This window comes from Kribbella sp. NBC_00359, from assembly GCF_036097425.1.
In the GTDB taxonomy this organism is placed as follows: Bacteria; Actinomycetota; Actinomycetes; order Propionibacteriales; family Kribbellaceae; genus Kribbella.
In genome coordinates, this window is record NZ_CP107975.1 from 6,219,624 (window position 1) to 6,236,722 (window position 17,099).

General features: G+C 68.5%; 16 protein-coding genes. 11 read left to right on the forward strand and 5 right to left on the reverse strand.

Annotated elements, in window-relative coordinates:
- The first annotated feature begins 3 nt into the window (after nucleotides 1-3).
- Nucleotides 4-324: a hypothetical protein gene (locus tag OG876_RS30450; protein WP_328520094.1), complete on the forward strand. Its 321-nt coding sequence runs from the start codon at nucleotides 4-6 to the stop codon at nucleotides 322-324.
- Nucleotides 325-364: 40 nt separating this feature from the next.
- Complete coding sequence (locus tag OG876_RS30455) at nucleotides 365-1,114, forward strand: YqjF family protein (protein ID WP_328520095.1); 750 nt, start codon at nucleotides 365-367, stop codon at nucleotides 1,112-1,114.
- Here the strand turns inward: OG876_RS30455 and OG876_RS30460 are convergent.
- Entirely contained in the window at nucleotides 1,086-2,261 is a 1,176-nt protein-coding gene (locus OG876_RS30460) for a hypothetical protein (RefSeq protein ID WP_328520096.1), read from the reverse strand. The two genes, OG876_RS30455 and OG876_RS30460, sit on opposite strands and share 29 nt — an antisense overlap.
- 99 nt (nucleotides 2,262-2,360) lie before the next feature.
- Between OG876_RS30460 and OG876_RS30465 the strand changes: the two genes are divergently transcribed.
- The 3 genes from OG876_RS30465 to OG876_RS30475 all read left to right on the forward strand — a co-directional run bounded on the left by OG876_RS30465 (nucleotide 2,361) and on the right by OG876_RS30475 (nucleotide 4,210).
- Nucleotides 2,361-2,858 carry a MarR family winged helix-turn-helix transcriptional regulator gene (locus OG876_RS30465; protein WP_328520097.1) on the forward strand — a complete coding sequence of 166 codons (498 nt, stop codon included), beginning with the start codon at nucleotides 2,361-2,363 and terminating at the stop codon, nucleotides 2,856-2,858.
- 79 nt (nucleotides 2,859-2,937) lie between these two features.
- Complete coding sequence (locus tag OG876_RS30470) at nucleotides 2,938-3,120, forward strand: hypothetical protein (RefSeq protein WP_328520098.1); 183 nt, start codon at nucleotides 2,938-2,940, stop codon at nucleotides 3,118-3,120.
- Between the two features lie 295 nt (nucleotides 3,121-3,415).
- On the forward strand, nucleotides 3,416-4,210 hold the full coding sequence (locus OG876_RS30475; RefSeq protein ID WP_328520099.1) for a GNAT family N-acetyltransferase: 795 nt from the start codon (nucleotides 3,416-3,418) through the stop codon (nucleotides 4,208-4,210).
- 1 nt (nucleotide 4,211) lies between these two features.
- Here the strand turns inward: OG876_RS30475 and OG876_RS30480 are convergent, their stop codons facing one another.
- Together OG876_RS30480 and OG876_RS30485 are read right to left on the reverse strand one after the other, a co-directional pair.
- On the reverse strand, nucleotides 4,212-4,796 hold the full coding sequence (locus tag OG876_RS30480) for a GNAT family N-acetyltransferase (protein WP_328520100.1): 585 nt from the start codon (nucleotides 4,794-4,796) through the stop codon (nucleotides 4,212-4,214).
- Nucleotides 4,793-5,590 carry an SGNH/GDSL hydrolase family protein gene (locus tag OG876_RS30485; RefSeq protein WP_328520101.1) on the reverse strand — a complete coding sequence of 266 codons (798 nt, stop codon included), beginning with the start codon at nucleotides 5,588-5,590 and terminating at the stop codon, nucleotides 4,793-4,795. Before OG876_RS30485 ends, OG876_RS30480 begins: the two co-directional genes overlap by 4 nt.
- A 67-nt stretch (nucleotides 5,591-5,657) precedes the next feature.
- On the opposite strand from OG876_RS30485, the gene OG876_RS30490 reads away from it, so the two are divergent.
- Nucleotides 5,658-8,636: a sacsin N-terminal ATP-binding-like domain-containing protein gene (locus OG876_RS30490; protein ID WP_328520102.1), complete on the forward strand. Its 2,979-nt coding sequence runs from the start codon at nucleotides 5,658-5,660 to the stop codon at nucleotides 8,634-8,636.
- On the opposite strand, the gene OG876_RS30495 is transcribed toward OG876_RS30490, so the two are convergent.
- The gene (locus tag OG876_RS30495) at nucleotides 8,604-10,379 is read right to left on the reverse strand and encodes an AfsR/SARP family transcriptional regulator (protein ID WP_328520103.1); all 1,776 of its coding nucleotides are present in this window, start codon (nucleotides 10,377-10,379) and stop codon (nucleotides 8,604-8,606) included. The genes OG876_RS30490 and OG876_RS30495 overlap by 33 nt on opposite strands.
- A 53-nt stretch (nucleotides 10,380-10,432) precedes the next feature.
- Nucleotides 10,433-11,248: a class I SAM-dependent methyltransferase gene (locus OG876_RS30500; RefSeq protein WP_328520104.1), complete on the reverse strand. Its 816-nt coding sequence runs from the start codon at nucleotides 11,246-11,248 to the stop codon at nucleotides 10,433-10,435.
- Nucleotides 11,249-11,578: 330 nt separating this feature from the next.
- Here OG876_RS30500 and OG876_RS30505 point away from each other — a divergent pair, with 330 nt between their 5' ends.
- Genes OG876_RS30505 through OG876_RS30525 form a run of 5 tightly spaced genes read left to right on the forward strand, consistent with a single transcriptional unit; the run spans nucleotide 11,579 to nucleotide 17,087 of the window.
- Nucleotides 11,579-13,420, forward strand: coding sequence for an ABC transporter substrate-binding protein (locus OG876_RS30505; RefSeq protein ID WP_328520105.1), 1,842 nt, complete (start codon nucleotides 11,579-11,581; stop codon nucleotides 13,418-13,420).
- Nucleotides 13,417-14,511 carry an ABC transporter permease gene (locus OG876_RS30510; RefSeq protein ID WP_328520106.1) on the forward strand — a complete coding sequence of 365 codons (1,095 nt, stop codon included), beginning with the start codon at nucleotides 13,417-13,419 and terminating at the stop codon, nucleotides 14,509-14,511. Before OG876_RS30505 ends, OG876_RS30510 begins: the two co-directional genes overlap by 4 nt.
- A gap of 5 nt (nucleotides 14,512-14,516) precedes the next feature.
- Complete coding sequence (locus OG876_RS30515; protein WP_328520107.1) at nucleotides 14,517-15,392, forward strand: ABC transporter permease; 876 nt, start codon at nucleotides 14,517-14,519, stop codon at nucleotides 15,390-15,392.
- The gene (locus tag OG876_RS30520) at nucleotides 15,385-16,203 is read left to right on the forward strand and encodes an ABC transporter ATP-binding protein (RefSeq protein WP_328520108.1); all 819 of its coding nucleotides are present in this window, start codon (nucleotides 15,385-15,387) and stop codon (nucleotides 16,201-16,203) included. The genes OG876_RS30515 and OG876_RS30520 overlap by 8 nt, the downstream gene beginning before the upstream one ends.
- Complete coding sequence (locus OG876_RS30525) at nucleotides 16,200-17,087, forward strand: ABC transporter ATP-binding protein (RefSeq protein ID WP_328520109.1); 888 nt, start codon at nucleotides 16,200-16,202, stop codon at nucleotides 17,085-17,087. The genes OG876_RS30520 and OG876_RS30525 overlap by 4 nt, the downstream gene beginning before the upstream one ends.
- Nucleotides 17,088-17,099 lie beyond the last annotated feature (12 nt).

Genomic DNA, 17,099 nt, shown 5'->3' on the forward strand with positions numbered 1-17,099 from the left:
GCCATGACTGCTGGCAGGTACGTCGCGCGGATCGTCGAGGTCCCGGATCACGGCATCAAGCTGGAGCCCGCCGAGGGGTCGGTCACGCCGGAGGAGCCGACCGAGGTGAACCTCCTCGGCATGGCGATCGCGCTGGCGCTCGGTGCGGCCGGTTACCGGCATCACAGCGAGCAGCGCGATCCGGAGCTGCAGACGCTCGACACGTTGCTGAGTGGTGACGCCGTGATGCCGTGGCGACCGGCCGCCGACGGCGCTACGCCGTACATTGTCTGCGCGCTGAACGACGGCCGGCCGACGTGCGAGGTCCGCCCGACCGCCGACTGATGGCGTGCCGGCGGGGCATGGAACTGCGGTCTGCTGACTGATGGGCGCTGCGATCTGGCCGGCGGCTCCTGAGCTGCGGCGGCCGCGGATCCTGCGGCAGCGGTGGCTCGATCTGACGTTCCTGCACTGGGCCATCGACCCCGCTGATGTCGCGCACTTCTTCCCGCTGGGCACACGTCCGGACACGTTCGATGGACGCACGTACGTCGGCCTCGTTCCGTTCCGGATGGTCGACACCGGGCTGCCGCACGGTCCCGCCGTACCGTATGTGGGGACGTTCCTGGAGACGAACGTGCGCCTGTACTCCCTCGACGAGTCTGGTCGGCGTGGCGTCGTCTTCCTCAGCCTCGACGCGAATCGCCTGGCTGTCGTCACCGCGGCCCGCACTGTCTTCGGCCTGCCATACCGCTGGGCTCGGATGACCCACGCCCGCGACGGCTACCTCCACACCTACACGTCGACTCTCCGCTGGCCCGGCGTCCAGGCGAGCGCGACGATCGAGGTCGACGTCGGCGCACGCCTCGAACTGGGCCCCCTCGAGCACTTCCTCACTGCTCGCTGGGCTCTTCACACTCGTCGCGCCGGCCGCACCTGGTACCTCCCCAACCACCACCCACCCTGGATCCTCCACACCGCCGAGCTTGTTGCGCTGGATGCTGACGATGTCCTGACCTCGGTCGGCCTGACCGCGCCGGGCCGACCGCCCGATCACGTCGCCTTCAGCCCCGGCGTACCTGCCGAGTTCGGCTTGCCGCTGAGGGCTACTTCAGCAGGGCGTCCGTCTGGCTGACGAGGAACGGGAGCTCGACCTGACGGGACCACCGGTTGACCTCGGTCGCAAGCACCCGGGATCCGGCGAGGTCCCCTTCGTCCCGAAGCAGCACGGCGAGCAGAGCCTGCTGAGCCAGCGCACCCAGCAGATGCCCGACCTTCTGCCGGAGCTCCGTCGACCGCTCCCACTGCTCCCGCGCAAGCACGAGATCCCCAGCAGTATGAGCGTGATCCCCGAGATGCCGCAGTGCGAGCGAGGCGAGCAACTCGTCACCGCTCTTCTCACCAAGCTCCAGCGCGGCCGCGAAGTGGACAAACGCCGCCTCGGGCGCGCCCTGCAGATTGTCGGCAATTACACCGGCATAGAACGAAGCCATCCCACGCCGACCATCATCAGGCGCCTCGTCCCGAAGCCGCTCCGCCCACCCACCCAAACCCGCGCCGGCGGCCCGCCCACGCCCAGCCGACCTGACGCCGCCCGAGCCGTCGCCCCCGTCCGGTCCAACGGCGACCACCTGGTCGCAGTCGCGTGGCCCCACGCCGCCTACGTCGTGCCAGCCGTCCGGGCCAGCGACGCCCGCGTCGTCACCGCCGTCCGATCCGACGGCGACCGCCTGGTCGCGAACATGCTCCGCACGCCCGGCCTGAGCCGTAGCGGTGGTCCGGTCGCGGCCGGCTGGGCTGACGACGATGGCGTCATCGTGGTCGTCCGATCCGTCGGCGACTGCCTGGTCGCGGCCGACCGGACCCTCGCCGCCTCCGTCGTGGCGGCTGTCCGGGCTGGCCGCGCCCGCGTCGTCGCTGTTGGGCGATCCGACGACGTGCGCCTCGTTGGCTCCGGTCGCAGCGGGTGGCTCGGCTGTGTGGGTGAGTTCGGTGCCGTAGGCCTTGCGTAGGTGGAGCAGCTCTGTGTCCCAGGTGAGCGTTGGATCAGTTGAGTCGTGGAGGAGGTGGGTGAGGGCGGTGAGCGCTGCGGCGGCGTGGTCTGTTTGCTGGGCGAAGTCTTGGTCGACGGCGACCTCGGCTCGGGCCAGCGCGAGAGCCCGGTGCTCGGCGGGGTCGTCGGGTTGGGTCGCGCGGAGCAGGTCGGTGGCCGCGGTCCATTGGCCTGCGCGCATGAGGTGGGTGGCGGCGGTGGTGATGGCGGTGGCGGCGAGGTGGGTCATGGAGGTGGCTCCTCACGGTGAGCTGGACGCTGGAGCAGCAGGGTATTTCGATGTCGAAATATTTGACAACTAACCTTCAGCGGGTGAAAAGTTAGATGGGTGAAGGATTGGGTGGATGAGCATGTCGACCTCTGGTCCGCGGAGTGGCCGGAGCTCGATCGCCGGGTCGAGGGCATCGCTGTCCGGCTGCAGGCGCTGGCGCGCTACCTGGATCGGCATCGGGACGCGGTGCTGGCGGAGTTCGAGATGCAGTGGTGGGAGTTCAAGACGCTCCACATGCTCCGCCGCGGCGGTTCGCCGTACCGGGCGACCCCGGGTGAGCTCGCCAAGCAGCTGGGGATGTCGGCGGCGGCCCTCACCAACCGCCTGGACGCGCTCGAGCGGCGCGGCTACGTCGAGCGCTCGCACGACCGCGACGACCGCCGCAAGGTGGTCGCCACACTCACCCGGTCCGGCCACGAGATCTGGGAGCGCGGCATCGGCCAGATCCAGCACGTCGAACAGGACCTGATCCATAGCGTTTCCTCCAGCGACCGCATCCGCCTCGAGGCACTCCTCCGCCGGCTACTCATGGCGACTGAGAAATCCGACGGCTGATTCGCAGCAGGGGATGTCAAGATCGCGTCCGCGGCTCCGACCTCTGGTTGTACGGACCAGAGAATCGGAGGACGGACTGATGGAACCGCTGAACCTGATGGTGTCGCTGAGTCACTTCGCGAACGAGAAGCCGAAGAACAAGCACGGGATGAGTGAGCGGGCCGGGCGCGGCCGGCGGGGCGACGAGCGTCCGCGCCCGGAGCGTGCGCACGGATGGTGGCGGACGAGGTTGCAGGGAATGGCGAGGATCGCCACGCGGTGAGCCGCGGTGGCGGGAGGCCGGTGGTCACGGATGGTGGGGGTCGGCTACAGGGTGGCGAGGATCGCGACGCGGTGAGCCGGTGGCGGGAGGCCGGCGGTCACGGATGGTGGGGGTCGGCTGCAGGGAATGGCGAGGATCGCGACGCGGTGAGTCGCGGTGGCGGGAGGCCGGTGGTCACGGATGGTGGAGGGCTCCGCTGCGGGGAGTGGCGGGGATCGGCACAGCGGTGACGTGATGGCATTTCAGTAGGGTGAAATGCGGGGCGGAATGCGGGGAGTCGTGGAAGAGTCCTCCCGTGACTGATGCGAAGAGTGAGCAGGCCCGGCAGTTGCTGGCGGTGTACGACGACCAGTTGCGCGGGACGAGCGAGAGCGCGGACGTGCCGACGAGCATGGACGGCCCGGTGATCCGGGTCGAGTACCCGAACCGTGGGTTCGTCAGCTACCGATCGCTGGAGGGGCTCGACAGCGCCGAGGTCGACGCGCTCATCGCCCGCCAGCGGGACTACTTCGCGGCCAAGGGCCAGTCGGTCGAATGGAAGCTGCGCGGCCACGACCTGCCGGCGGATCTGCCGGAGCGGCTGCACGCGGCCGGGTTCGAGCCCGAGGAGCAGGAGACCGTCCTGGTCGCGGAGAGCGCGGACATCGCCGAGCGGCTGCGCGGACGCGCCTCCATCGACGGCATCACCATCGGCCTCGTGAACGACCGCGCCGACTTCGAGCGCATCGCAGCGATGGAGTCGACCGTCTGGAACGACGACTGGTCCTGGCTCACCGACGATCTGGTACGCCGTCACGCGACCGGGCTGACCGACATCTATGTGGCCGAGGCGGACGGCGAGGTCGTCTCCGCGGCGTGGGCGGTCTACAAGGAGGGCACCGAGTTCACCGGTCTGTGGGGCGGCTCGACGCTCGCGGAGTGGCGTGGCAAGGGCATCTACAAGGCCCTCGTCGCGGTCCGCGCCGCCCGCGCGGTGGAGCTCGGCTACAAGTACCTCCACGTCGACGCGTCCGACGACAGTTCCCCGATCCTGCAGCGCCTCGGCTTCCTCGCGGTGACCACCACCACGCCGTACGTCTACACCCCGTGAGTCAGCTGGGTGGGCGATAGAGGGCGTAGTGCATCGGGCCGTTGTGGGGCAGTTCCAGTTCGGCGATCGTGGTGAAGCCCAGAGATTCGTAGAACGAGAGGTTCGCCGGGTCCTGGGTCTCGAGGTACGCCGGTAAATGCTCGCGGTCCGCGGCGGCCAGGCCGGGCGCGACGACCGCTCGGCCCAGGCCCTGGTGCTGCCGGTCGGGGGCGACGCCGAGGATGGCGAGGAGCCAGAGTGGAGTGCGCGGGCGGAAGATGCCCATCGCCTGGCCGTACTCCGCGGCGACGGCCGCGCGTGATCCGGCGAGTTCGTTGAAGGCGTCGGCGAGCTGGGTCAAGGCATCCGGGGGAGTGGCGGGCGTCGTCCAGATGGCGACGGCGCTGACGTCGTCGGTGACCCAGACCCGGCCGTGCGGGATGCCGATGCCGGTGAGGAAGTGCCGGTTGTACTGCGAGAGCCGGGTGAGGTAGTCGTCGGGGTCGAGCCCGGCCCGGGTCATCGGGTAGTCCTCGAACGCCTGCGTCAGGGTCCGGACCGCCGCGTCGATGTCGGAGGTCGTTGCCTGGCGCACCTTTTCGGTCATGATCGGAGTGTGTGCACGATCAGGTCGGCGACCGCGCGCATGCCGGCCGCGTTCGGGTGGTACGGGACGAAGCCGCGGAGGCGGCCGAGCGGGCCACGACTGAACCCGGTCGTCCACGGCTCAGGTGAGCCGATGCCGTGGTCGCGGCTCGCGGCCGAGGCCGTGATCAGCCCGGCGCCTGTGCTGGCCGCAGCCTTCGCGAACGCCGCGGCCAGGCCGTCCGCCATCAGGGCGACGCTCGGCAGTTGTTCCTCGTTCAGCGGTACGTCGCGACGTGGACGGGTGCTCGGCCCGACGAGGGTCAGGTAATCGACGAGCACGACCTGGGCGTCCGGCGCACGCTCGCGCACGCGCTCGACCACGGCGACGAGGGAATCCGTGACGGCCTGGTACGCCGCGTCGTCCTTGAGGTAGCTGACCCGCGCCCGGATCCGGTTCGCCACGCGCCGGCCGAAGATGGTGGCCGGCTTGGCCAGCAGGTTGAGGTAGCTGCCGCGGACGAAGGTCCCGACGTAGTCGAGATCGTTGCCGCCGACAGTGATCGTGACGAGCGCCGTCTCCGGGGTGACCGCCTCGAGCTGCGGGGCGGCATCATCCTGCCGCGTGTCGAGCAGGTGCGCGGTGGTCGCGCCGGAGTAGGTGACGTCGGTCAGCTCCAGCCCGAGCTCCGCCGCGACCAGGTGCGCGTAGTTGTTGCCCGATCGGCCCGCCGGCGCAGCCACGATCGGGTCGATCCCCGGGCCGGACGCGAACGAACTTCCAAGGGCGACGTACCGGCTGCCGGGAGAGATCACCGGACCACGATAGCCGCGAACTGCCGACCCGACCGGCAGACCTACGGCGTTGGGGCATACTGCACCGGTGAGCGACGACGTGTTCGGTACGGCGGGGATTCGCGAGCGGGTGCTGGCCGGGTGGTCGGCGGCGCCGGTGCGGTTCCGGGAGGACGCGAACGCGGAGGAGGATCTGGCCCTCGGTGGCTACGTCGACCGGCTCGTGATCGAGCTCGCGCAGAACGCGGCGGATGCGGCCGCGCGGGCAGACGTGCAGGGCCGGGTGCTGTACGAGTTCCGCGGCAGCACGCTGGTGGTCGCCAACACCGGTACGCCGCTGTCGGCGGAGGGAGTCGAGTCACTTGCGACGCTGCGTGCCTCGGCGAAACGGGACGAGCCGACGGTCGGGCGTTTCGGGGTCGGGTTCTCCGCCGTACTCGCGGTGACGGATGAGCCGGTGATCCTGTCGCGGACCGGTGGGGTGCGGTTCTCCAAGGCGGACACGGCGGCCGCGATCGCCGGGCTCGGGTCGGCCGGGCTCGACACCGAAGTACGCCGGCGGGACGGGCAGGTGCCGGTGTTGCGGCTCCCGTTCGAGGCCGAGGGCGAACCGCCCGAGGGCTACGACACCGCGGTCATCCTCCCCCTCCGCGACGAAGCCGCCGCCGCACTCGTCCGTCGACTGCTGGCCGAGACGGGAGACGCGCTGTTGCTCGCCCTACCCGGCCTCGAGCGCATCGAGATCGAGACCGACGACGGACGCCGGGTCCTGCAGGACGCCGAGTCCCGCTGGTGGATCCACCGTGCCGCCGGAGTCTTCGACGACCAAGAACGCGAAACGCTCCTCGCCGACCGCCCCGTAGAAGAACGCTCCCGCCCCAACTGGTCTGTCGTGTGGGCCCTTCCACGCCACGAGGTGGGAGGAGAGACGGCATTGCCAGGGGTTGTCCAGGCCCCGACGCCTACGGACGAGCCGTTGTCGCTGCCTGCGTTGTTGTTGGCCAGTTTTCCGTTGGATCCGACTCGGCGGCATGTGGCCAAGGGGCCGTTGGCTGATCGGCTGGTGTCGGAGGCGGCCAAGGCGTACGGCGAGTCGGTGCGGGAGCGGGCTGAGGCCGGGGATGACGTGCTGCATCTGGTGCCGACCGGGTTGGCGGCGGGTGCTCTCGATGGTGCGTTGAGGGATGAGATCGGCAAGGTGCTGCCCGGCACGCCGCTGGTGCGGGCGGTTGAGGACGGTGTCTTGCTCAGGCCGCGGGATGCCGTGGTGGTGGAAGGCGCGGACGACGCGTTCAACCGGGTGCTTGCACCGATTGTGCGCGGGTTGATCCGGTCGGCACGACAGGACCGCCTGGCGTTGGATGCGCTCCGCGTACGGCGGCTCGAGTTGGCGGAGGTGGTGGATCAGCTCGGGGGAGTGGCGGCCGACGAGCCGCCCGAGTGGTGGCGGAACCTCTACGGCTCGCTGGCCGGCATGGTGACGGATGCCTTGCTGCGTGAGTCTCTCGGCACTCTGCCCGTCCCGCTCGCCGACGGAAGGCTCATCCGCGGTGCCCGCGGTCTGCTGCTCCCAGGCCCGGAGATTCCGACCGACATCCTGGCCGCCTTCGGGGAGTACGGCGTCCGCGTGGTGCACCCGGAGGCCGTCGATCCGGCGCTCGAGCGACTGGGCGCGCTCCCAGCGACACCACGGACGTTGCTCGAGGACGGCGCCGTACGCACGGCCGTCGAGCACTCGATCGAAGCCGACGATCCCGACGCCATCGCCCACGCCGTCCTCAGCCTGGTCGCCGCCGACCCGTCCCAAGCCGAAGGGCTGTGGTGGCTCTCCGACCTGGTCCTCCGCGACGCCGACGGCGACCACGTCCCCGCGAACGCGCTCGTCGTCCCCGGATCCGAGGCCGAGGCGGTGCTCGACGACGAGGAGGTTGCGCCGGTCGCCCGCGAGGTGCTCGACCGCTACGGACAGCCCGCCCTGGAGGCGGTCGGCGTACTCGCGACCCTCGGCCTGGTGACGGCGTCGGACGTCGCCCTCGATCAGTTGCCCGAGGCACTCAAAGACCTCGACGGCATCGAGGACTGGGCCCACGACGTGGCGCCCGACGGATCGCGGTACGGCGCAACCGTCGGAGAACTCCTGGCGATCCGCGACCTCGACTGGATCACCGACGACGCCTGGCCGCGCGTCCTCGAACTGCTCGGATCGTCACCGGAACTCCGGCGCGCCCTGGTCACCCAGGTCCGCGTCGTCGGGCCGGACGACCGCCCCCTCGGCGTGCCGTCGTACGCGGCCTGGTGGATCCGCGACCGGGTGCTGCTGGACGACGGCGAACCCTTGGCCGGGCGGGCCGATCCGGCCGCCGAGCCCGTGCTGGCGACCTTCCTGGACGACGCGCCCGAGTGGACGGCCGGCCTCGATCCCGAGGTGCGTACGGCGGTCGGCCTGGTCCGCGAGGTCGGGGACCTCGACGCCGACGGCCTCAGCCTGTTACTCGAACGGCTGGCGGACCCCGACCGAGAGGTGGAGGAGGTCGATCTGCTGCGCCTCTGGCGTCATCTGGGCACGCTGTCGCTGTTCCCGGGCGACGCGCCGGACCACGTCCGGGTCCTCGCGGACGACGGCCTGACCCGGGTCACCGATGCCGGTCGCGCGGTCGTCGTCGACGGCCCGATGTGGTTGCAACGTGAGGATCTGGGCGGTTTCGTGGTGGCGTCCGGTGCCGCGGCGGACGGGCTGAGCGACCTGTTCGACGTACCGATGGCGCAGGAAGTTGCCAAGGGCAAGATCGACAACCCGGGTACGGCGGCCGACGTGCCGGCGATCGTCCGGGAACTGGTCCCCGAGGTCCCGCCGACGTGGTGGGAGCACGAGGAGCTCACCGTCGATGGCGTCGAGGTGTCGTGGTGGGTCGACGCCGACGGCGCACCGCACGCGGCGACGTTCGACGGCCTCGCGAAAGCGCTGGCGTGGGCGAGCGGCCGCTGGGACCAGCGCCATGTGATCCGCGCCGTGCTCAACGAACCGGACCGCAGTTCAGAACTCCTGATCGACGCCGCCTACGACTGACCGCAGCGCGGGGTTGTCGATCGAGGTGCTGAGCGACTGGGCCGAGGCCGCGGCTCGGGGGTCGCCCAGTCGGCCGAGGTGGAGTTGAGCGTGGACCAGGAGTTCGCGCAGGTCGCACCGCGCGGCCAGGGCGGAGAGCCTGGTGGTCAAGGTCAGCGCGCGTTCGGTCTCGGATCGATCCAGGGCAGCGGTGATCGCGGCGTCCAGGACGTGCGCGTGCACCCATTGGTAGCGATCCGGTTCGGTGCTGGCCCGGGTCAGGGCCACGTCGAGCCACTTCGTCGCCGCCGAGTAGTCGCCTCGCCGGGCGTTCAGCAGGGCGAGACCCCGGCCGGCCATGCCTTCCCAGCAAGGGTCGCCGAGCTGGCACCCCAAGGCCCAGGCCTCCTCGAAACCGTCCATGGCCGTGTCGAGCTTTCCGGCGTACAGGTCGAGCTCGGCGGCGAGCGCTTGCGGCCAAGGCTGGAAGGCGATCCAGCGTTCCTGCCGGACGAGGTCCAGCGTCTCGGCGAGCGCGGCCTCTGCCTCGCCGTACTCCGAACGCAGCAGATGTGCGCGCCCGACGAGTGACAACGACCACGCCTGCTGGCGGCGATCGCCACAGCGGGCGGCGAGCTCGACCGATGCGTGCAGTTGCTCGAACGCGAGCGCATAGTCGGACCGGTCGGACGAGCTCATCCCGCGGACGCCGAGGATCGCGGCCCGCTCCTCGTCGGTCTCGGCCACCGCCTGTGCCTTGCCCAGCCACTCGTCGGCGGTGCCACGCCGTCCGGCCTGCACCTCGATGAATCCGAGCTCGCGCATCGCGAGCACCGCGGTCGCTCGCTCACCGGCCTGATCGGCGACGAGGAGCGCTTCGTTCAGGATGATCGCACCCTCCTCGTCATGGCCGCGGATCGCGTGCACGAGCGCGCCGCCGAGGGCCGCGAGCGCACGGGCTTGCAGCGTCTTGTCGTTGCACCGCACGGCCGACGCAGCTGCTTGCCGTAGGCAAAGGATGCCGGCATCCACGGCGCCGGCGACCAGTGCGGCGCGTCCGGCCTGGAGCTGGCTCACGGCCGCCGCGCGACTGCTGAGCGGAGGCCCCTGCTGGGTCCCGATCAGGGCGGCTCCGCGCAAGGATTCGGTCACCTCGACTCCCAGCTCGTTCCGGAACAGGTCCTCACACAACGTGATCTGGCGCAGTGCGCCGGCCTCGTCGCCCGACTGCGCCAGGCTGCGGACGAGCAGTTCGTGATTGCCCTGCTCGAGCGGATGGGCAGCAACCGCCTTGGCCGCGAACGGGATCGCGTCGGCAGCCTGTCCGGTTGCCAGCAAGGCGATCGCGTGCTGCCGCAGCCGCGCCTCGATCGCGCCGGCGACCCGGCGACGCTCGACCAGCAGCCACGACTCGAACTCGGGACATGACTCGAGCTCCACACCCTCCAGCAGTTCGCCGCTCGACGTCAGCAACAAATCGTCCAACCGCAGGACATCCACCGTCGTGGCGTCGAGTCCGGCGGACACCGGATCGCCGGTCAGCACCTCCGGTACGCCGATCGCCCGGCGGAGCTCCGCCAGGGTCCAGCGGAGTGCGCCGAGCGGATCCTCGGCATCCGCGAAGAACAGTTCGGCGAGCCGGCGTCGGCTGGGGGGCCGCTCGGCCAGCAACACATACCCGAGCAGCCCCCAAGCCTTCTTCCCCCGCGGCTGACGCCCCGGCTTCTCGATCACCGGCGGTCCGAGCAATCGGATCAGCGGCACAGATCTCACCCCCTCGCGTGAGACCTCCAGTGTCGCCTGAGGCGTCAACTGTGTCAGCGCCGTACTCCGACCGCCTCCAGGTACTCCGCGCGCGCCGCGACCGTACCGTCGTCTGCGTAGTCGAACGCTCGCGGTACGTCGGCGAGATCCGTGGCGAGGTGGCGATAGTCCTCGCCGTCCAGCGATCCGGCCAGGCGGGTGATCGGTCCGTAGAAGTCCATGAACCACATCGCGAAGTGCTCCGGCGAGTGGTAGCGGAACACGTACTCACGTTTGGTCAGCCCGGTCCACTCGACCCGATCACCGAACAGCTCGACCAGATGCTCCTCGGTGCCCCACAGCGTCGGCGACTGCACCCCGGCCGGCAGCGGCGCCCACTTGGACACGGTCTTGAACAGCTGGCCGATCATCCCGGCCGGCGTCCAGCTCGCCAGCGCGATCTTGCCGCCCGGCCTGACGACCCGGACGAGCTCGTCCGCCGCGCGCTGGTGGTCGGGTGCGAACATCACACCGACCGTGCTCAGCGCGAGATCGAACGCCTGATCCGGGAGCGGCAGCTTCTCCGCGTCGCCTTCGGTGAAGGTCACCGCAAGGTGCTCCGCCGCGGCCCGTTCGCGGCCCTGCTCCAGCAGGTTCGCCGCGTAGTCGACACCGGTCGCCTCGGCGAACCGCCGGGCCGCCGCCAGTGCCGCGTTGCCCTGACCACAGGCGACGTCGAGGGCGCGCTGCCCGGCCCGGACGTCGGCGGCCTCGACCAAGAGCTCGGCGATGATCTGCAACGTGTTGCCCACCCGCGGGTAGTCGCCGGTCTGCCACCCGGCCCGCTGCTTGTCCTTGATCGCCTCGAAGTCCACGGCCGTACTCGTCATCTCTTCCCCCTGGAAGTCACTACCACTTCGGTGGCCGGATCTGGCCATCTGGATCCCAGCCAAAACGGTCACCGTGTGACGCGGCGTGTGACGACGCAGGGCGCCGTACGACGGGACCAAGACTCCCACTGGTCACACAGAGCAAAACATCGTTGTCATAGGTTGGTATATCGACTGATCTGCGGATATGACTTCGTCATTCCAACGCGGCAATGAACTCTTGCCAACGTTGTCAACGCTACTTATAGTCCGACACACCTCTCGGTCAGTGACCAGCCTGTCCGCGCAACGGAAACGGAGGTGACTTTCGTCATGAACACGGTGCCAGACATGAACGAAGGGCCACGCCCGCAGTTCGAAGATGTCGAAGACGTCGTTCGCTATCAGTTGAGTCGGCGAAGCCTGGTCGGAGGAGGTGCCGCGGCCGCGATGACCGCCTTCCTGGCGGCCTGCTCCGGTGGTGGCGGCTCGTACTCCGACAAGCCCGCCAACAACAACAAGCCCGCCGCCACCAAGTCGATCCAGATCGGCAAGGCCAACATCCCGGTCCCGCGGGACCAGGCGGTCATCGTCGGCCAGGTCGAGTACACGGTCTTCGACAGTTTCAACGGAATGATCCCGAACGGCTCGCCGTCGGGTGCCGGCGTCGAGCTGAGCACCGAGCCGCTGTTCTACCTCAGCTTCGCCACCGGTGAGATGCGGCCGTGGCTGGCGACCGAGTACAAGTACAACGACGACCACACCGAGGTGACCTTCAAGTTCGACCCGAAGGCGCACTGGAACGACGGACAGCCGCTGGGGGCGAACGACTTCAAGTTCACCATCATGCTGCTGAAGGATCGCCCCGACCTGTTCGGCGGCGGCGGTGAGCTGAAGGAGTTCGTCAAGGACATCGAGGTCCCGGACGCCCAGACCGCGGTGGTCAAGATGACCAAGCCGGGACCTCGGTTCCACTACAACTTCATCTCCGCGATCGCCGGTCCGCCGCTCGGGATCATGCCCGAGCACATCTGGAAGGCGCAGGACCCGACGAAGTACAAGGACAACCCGCCGGTACACAGTGGTCCGTACAAGCTGAAGCAGGCGATCCGGAACCAGAAGATGTTCGTCTGGGAGAAGGATCCGAACTACTGGAACAAGGACAAGCTTGACGTCAAGCCGCAGTACGTCGTCTACCAGAGCACGTCGAAGCAGCTCGACCAGGCGTCACTGGCGTTCGAGCGCGCGGAGTTCGACGTCGGCTCGGTGGACGAGCAGCACGCCAAGCAGTTGCGCAACACCGGCTACCCGGCCTTGCAGACCACGCAGTTCCACGACCCGAACCCGCGGGTGATGTGGCTGAACTGCGACCCGTCCCGGGGTGTGATCTCGGAGCCGAAGATGCGCTGGGCGATCAACTACTGCCTGGACCGGGAGAAGATCGGCAAGTCGATCTGGCCGGTCCCGGTGCCGCCGGCGCAGTACCCGTGGGCGGACTACCCGACCAACGACAAGTGGAAGAACGACGAGCTCGCGAACAAGTACAAGTTCGAGTTCAACCCCGACAAGGCGACCCAGCTGCTCGACGAGATCGCGCCGAAGAACGCCGCCGGCAAGCGCACCTACAAGGGCAAGGAGATCAACCTCGAGATCATCACGCCCTCGCCGGTCGACGGCGGTGAGTACGCGATCGCGAACGTGCTGAAGACCGAGCTGGCCAAGGTCGGTGTCCCGGCCACCCTGCGCAGCCTGGCCGGCAACGTGCACGACGAGAAGTTCCAGCGCGGCCAGTACGACATCGACTCCAGCTGGGCCGGGATCGCGGTCGACCCCGAGCAGCTGTACTCGGACTGGACCAGCGACAAGTACCAGCCGGTCGGCAAGAACGCGGCCGGCAAGAACAAGCTGCGGTACCGGAACCCGAAGTTCGACGAGATCTCCGAGAAGCTCGCCCAGCTCGACCCGAACAGCGAGGAGGCCAAGCCGCTGCTGAACCAGGCGCTGGAGATCTACTTCCAGGACCTGCCGATGCTGTCGGTGATCCAGACCGGTTACCCGTCGTACTTCAACACGACGTTCTGGAAGGGCTGGCCGACCGACGAGGACCTGTACGAGGTCCCGCTGAACTGGTGGCAGCACTTCATCTTCGTGCTGGGCAAGATCGAGCCCACCGGGCAGAAGGGACCGGCGTGACGGCGGAGGCCCCGCCTGCGGTAGCTGTCGACCGGAGCCAGGACTCCGCACCCGTCTCGGGGGTGCGGGCCTGGCTGTCGCGGCATCCGCTGGCGGCGTACGCGATCCGCCGGTTCGGGCTGTATCTGATCGAGCTCTGGGGCGCACTGACCATCGCGTTCTTCTTCTTCCGGCTGATGCCGGGTGACCCGATCCAGACGCTGATCCAGACCCTGCAGCAGAACTACATCTACAACGCACAGGCGAGCACGGAGATCATCGCCCGCTACAAGCACGAGTTCGGGCTGGACGGGAACCTGCTGACGCAGTACCTGACATACATGCAGAAGCTGATTCTGCACGGCGATCTCGGGCCGAGCCTGATCAACTACCCGACGCCGGCCCAGACGGTGATCCTGCGGTCGTTGCCCTGGACAATCGGTCTGCTCGGCATCTCCGCCGTACTCGCCTGGATCCTCGGCATCGCGATCGGCGCGGTCGCCGGCTGGCGGCGCGGCAAGGCCGGCTCCGCGATCGCCACCAATCTGTCGATCGCGCTGTCGCACGTGCCGTACTTCTTCGTCGCGCTGGTCCTGGTGTACATCTTCGCGTACTCGATGGGTGTGCTGCCGGCCAGATCGGCGTACGACTCCAACATCAGTCCGGGGCTCAGTCCGCAGTTCATCGGCAGTGTGCTGAAGTACGGGTTGTTGCCCGGTCTGTCGATCGTGATCATCGGGACGTTCAGCTGGATCCTGTCGACCCGGATGCTGATGGTCCCGATTCTCGGCGAGGACTACCTGGTGTACGCCGAGGCGAAGGGACTGAAGGGCCGGCGGATCCTGAGCCGGTACGCGCTGCGGAACTGCTACCTCCCGCAGGTGACCGCGTTCGGGATCTCGCTGGGCTTCATCTTCAACGGAAACGTGCTGGTGGAGCAGCTGTTCAACTACCCGGGACTGGGCACCACGCTGGTCACCGCGATCCAGCAGCTCGACTTCAACACGATCCTCGGCGTCACCGACATCGCGATCTTCTCGGTTCTGACCGCCGTCCTGCTCCTCGACCTCGTGCTCCCGCTGCTTGACCCGCGGGTCAAGTACTGGAAGTGATGACGATGAGACTTCTGACCGCGGTACTGCGGACGATCCGGAACAGCCGGCGGCTGGCGACCGGACTGGTCATCCTCGGACTCCTGATCCTGATCGCGCTCTTCAGCCCGCTGATCACCAAGGCCATCGGTGGTGGCCAGGACCCGATCGAGCTGGCGGCGTACGACAAGTGGCTGGTGCCCGGGCCGGATCACCTGCTCGGCACCGACCAGTTCGGGCGGGACGTGTTCGCGATGGTGGTGAAGGCACTCGCGGTGTCTCTGCAGATCGGTGCGATCGCCGGTGTCATCTCGACGGTCATCGGTGTGATCGTGGCGTTCGTCGCCGGGTACAAGGGCGGCTGGATCGACAACGTGCTCTCGACGTTCACCGGGATCCTGCTGGTCATCCCGACGTTCCCGTTGCTGATCGCGCTGTCGGCGTACGCGAAGAGCGTGAGTCTGTTCCAGGTCGGCGTGATGATCTCGATCTTCGCCTGGCCGTTCGCGGCCAAGACGATCCGGTCGCAGGTGCTGAGCCTGCGGACCCGTCCGTACGTCGACCTGGCGCGGGTCAGCAAGGCGCGCGACCTGGAGATCATCACCACCGAGCTGCTGCCGAACCTGCTGCCCTTCATCGGCGTCGGGTTCGCGGCGTCGGCGCTCGGCGCGATCTTCGGCCTCGTCGGCCTGGAAATCATCGGCCTCGGGCCGGCCGGCGTGATCGACCTCGGCCAGATCATCTTCAACGCGATCGGCACCGGCGCGCTGACGCTGGGTGCCTGGCCGATGTTCGTCGTGCCGATCGCGTTGCTGACCTTGTTGTTCGCGGCGCTGAACATGGTCAACATCGGCCTCGAAGAGGTCTACAACCCGCGACTGAGGGGAGTGGCCGGTGAGTGACTCGACGAACGTGCTGGAGATCAAGGGACTCGAGGTCGCCTATTCGACCAACCGTGGCGACGTGAAGGCGGTCCGCGGGATCGACCTCGACGTACGGCGCGGCGAGATCCTCGGCATCGCCGGGGAGTCGGGCAGCGGCAAGAGCACGCTCGCGGTCGCACTGCTCCGGCTGCTGAAGGCGCCGGGCAAGGTGACGGGCGGGTCGGTGATGTTCCATCCGGCCGGGCGGTCTCCGGTGGACCTCCTCAAGGTGCAGGGCGAGGAGCTCCGGGTGCTGCGGTGGTCGGCACTGTCGTACCTGCCGCAGGGGTCGATGAGTTCGCTCAACCCGGTGATGCGGGTCCGCGACCAGTTCAAGGACGTGATCCTGGAGCATGCGCCGGCGCGACGCGACTCGCTGTCCGAGTTGATCCCGCGGCTGCTGGGACAGGTCGGGCTGGAGCCCCGGGTCGCCTCGATGTATCCGCACGAGCTGTCCGGTGGGATGAAGCAGCGCGTGCTGATGGCGATCGCGGTCGCGCTCGAACCGGATCTGGTGATCGCGGACGAGCCGACCACCGCGCTGGACGTGACGATCCAGCGGGTGATCCTGCAGTCGCTGGCCGATCTGCGCACCGACTTCGGGGTCACGCTGATGGTGATCTCGCACGACATGGGTGTGCACGCCCAGCTGGCCGACCGGGTCGCGGTGATGTACGACGGCGAGCTGGTCGAGGTCGGCGGCGTACGTCAGGTCTTCAAGAATCCACGGGATCCCTACACCCGGCAGTTGATCGAGTCGATCCCACGACTGGGACGGAGGGCATCGTGACGTTGGAGCTCGAACTTCGTGGCGTACAGCAACGATTCCATGCTCGCGGGGTGGCCGGCGGGTATGTGACCGCGGTGGACGACGTGAGCTTCACGCTCGCCGCGTCGCCGCCGCAGATCGTGAGTCTGGTCGGTCAGAGTGGCAGTGGGAAGAGCACGATCGCGCGGAACGTCCTCGGCCTGCAGAAGCCGACCGCCGGATCGGTGCGGTACGGCGGGAAGGACATCTTCCGGCTGAGTCGCGCGGAGTACGACGAGTACCGGCGCGACGTCCAGCCGGTGTTCCAGGATCCGTACGCGATCTTCAACCCCTTCTATCGCGTGGATCGCGTGCTGTGGAAGGCGGTCAAGAAGTTCGGGCTGGCCGACGGCCGGGCCAAGGGCCTGGAGCTGATCGAGGAGTCGCTGCGGGCGGTCCGCCTCGAGCCGGAGAACGTCCTCGGCCGGTATCCGCATCAACTGTCGGGCGGCCAGCGGCAACGCATCATGCTGGCTCGGGTGCACATGCTGCGTCCGTCGTTCATCATCGCCGACGAGCCGGTGTCGATGCTGGACGCCCAGGTCCGCAAGCACTTCCTGGACATCTTGCTCGACTTCAAGCGCGAGCACGGGATGACCACGCTCTTCATCACCCACGACCTGTCCACCGTCTACTACCTCGGCGGCGAGGTCATGGTCATCACCAAGGGCCAGATCGTCGAACGCGGCCCGGTCTCCACCGTGATGCACGAGCCGTCCCACCCGTACACCGAGCTCCTGCTCGACTCGATCCCGCAACCCGACCCCGACAACCGCTGGACCACCCGCATCCAGGTCGACGAGCTGGACCGCGTCGACGACAACACCCCGGCCGACGCGACCAAGCCGGAAGCCCCGATCCTTTAGATCGGGGCCCCC

Coding starts and splice junctions, on each gene's coding strand:
- OG876_RS30450 (WP_328520094.1), top strand. CDS start 4: ATGACTGCTGGCAGGTACGTCGCGCGGATCGTCGAGGTCCCGGATCAC.
- OG876_RS30455 (WP_328520095.1), top strand. CDS start 365: ATGGGCGCTGCGATCTGGCCGGCGGCTCCTGAGCTGCGGCGGCCGCGG.
- OG876_RS30460 (WP_328520096.1), bottom strand. CDS start 2,261: ATGACCCACCTCGCCGCCACCGCCATCACCACCGCCGCCACCCACCTC.
- OG876_RS30470 (WP_328520098.1), top strand. CDS start 2,938: ATGGAACCGCTGAACCTGATGGTGTCGCTGAGTCACTTCGCGAACGAG.
- OG876_RS30480 (WP_328520100.1), bottom strand. CDS start 4,796: ATGACCGAAAAGGTGCGCCAGGCAACGACCTCCGACATCGACGCGGCG.
- OG876_RS30500 (WP_328520104.1), bottom strand. CDS start 11,248: ATGACGAGTACGGCCGTGGACTTCGAGGCGATCAAGGACAAGCAGCGG.
- OG876_RS30505 (WP_328520105.1), top strand. CDS start 11,579: ATGAACGAAGGGCCACGCCCGCAGTTCGAAGATGTCGAAGACGTCGTT.
- OG876_RS30515 (WP_328520107.1), top strand. CDS start 14,517: ATGAGACTTCTGACCGCGGTACTGCGGACGATCCGGAACAGCCGGCGG.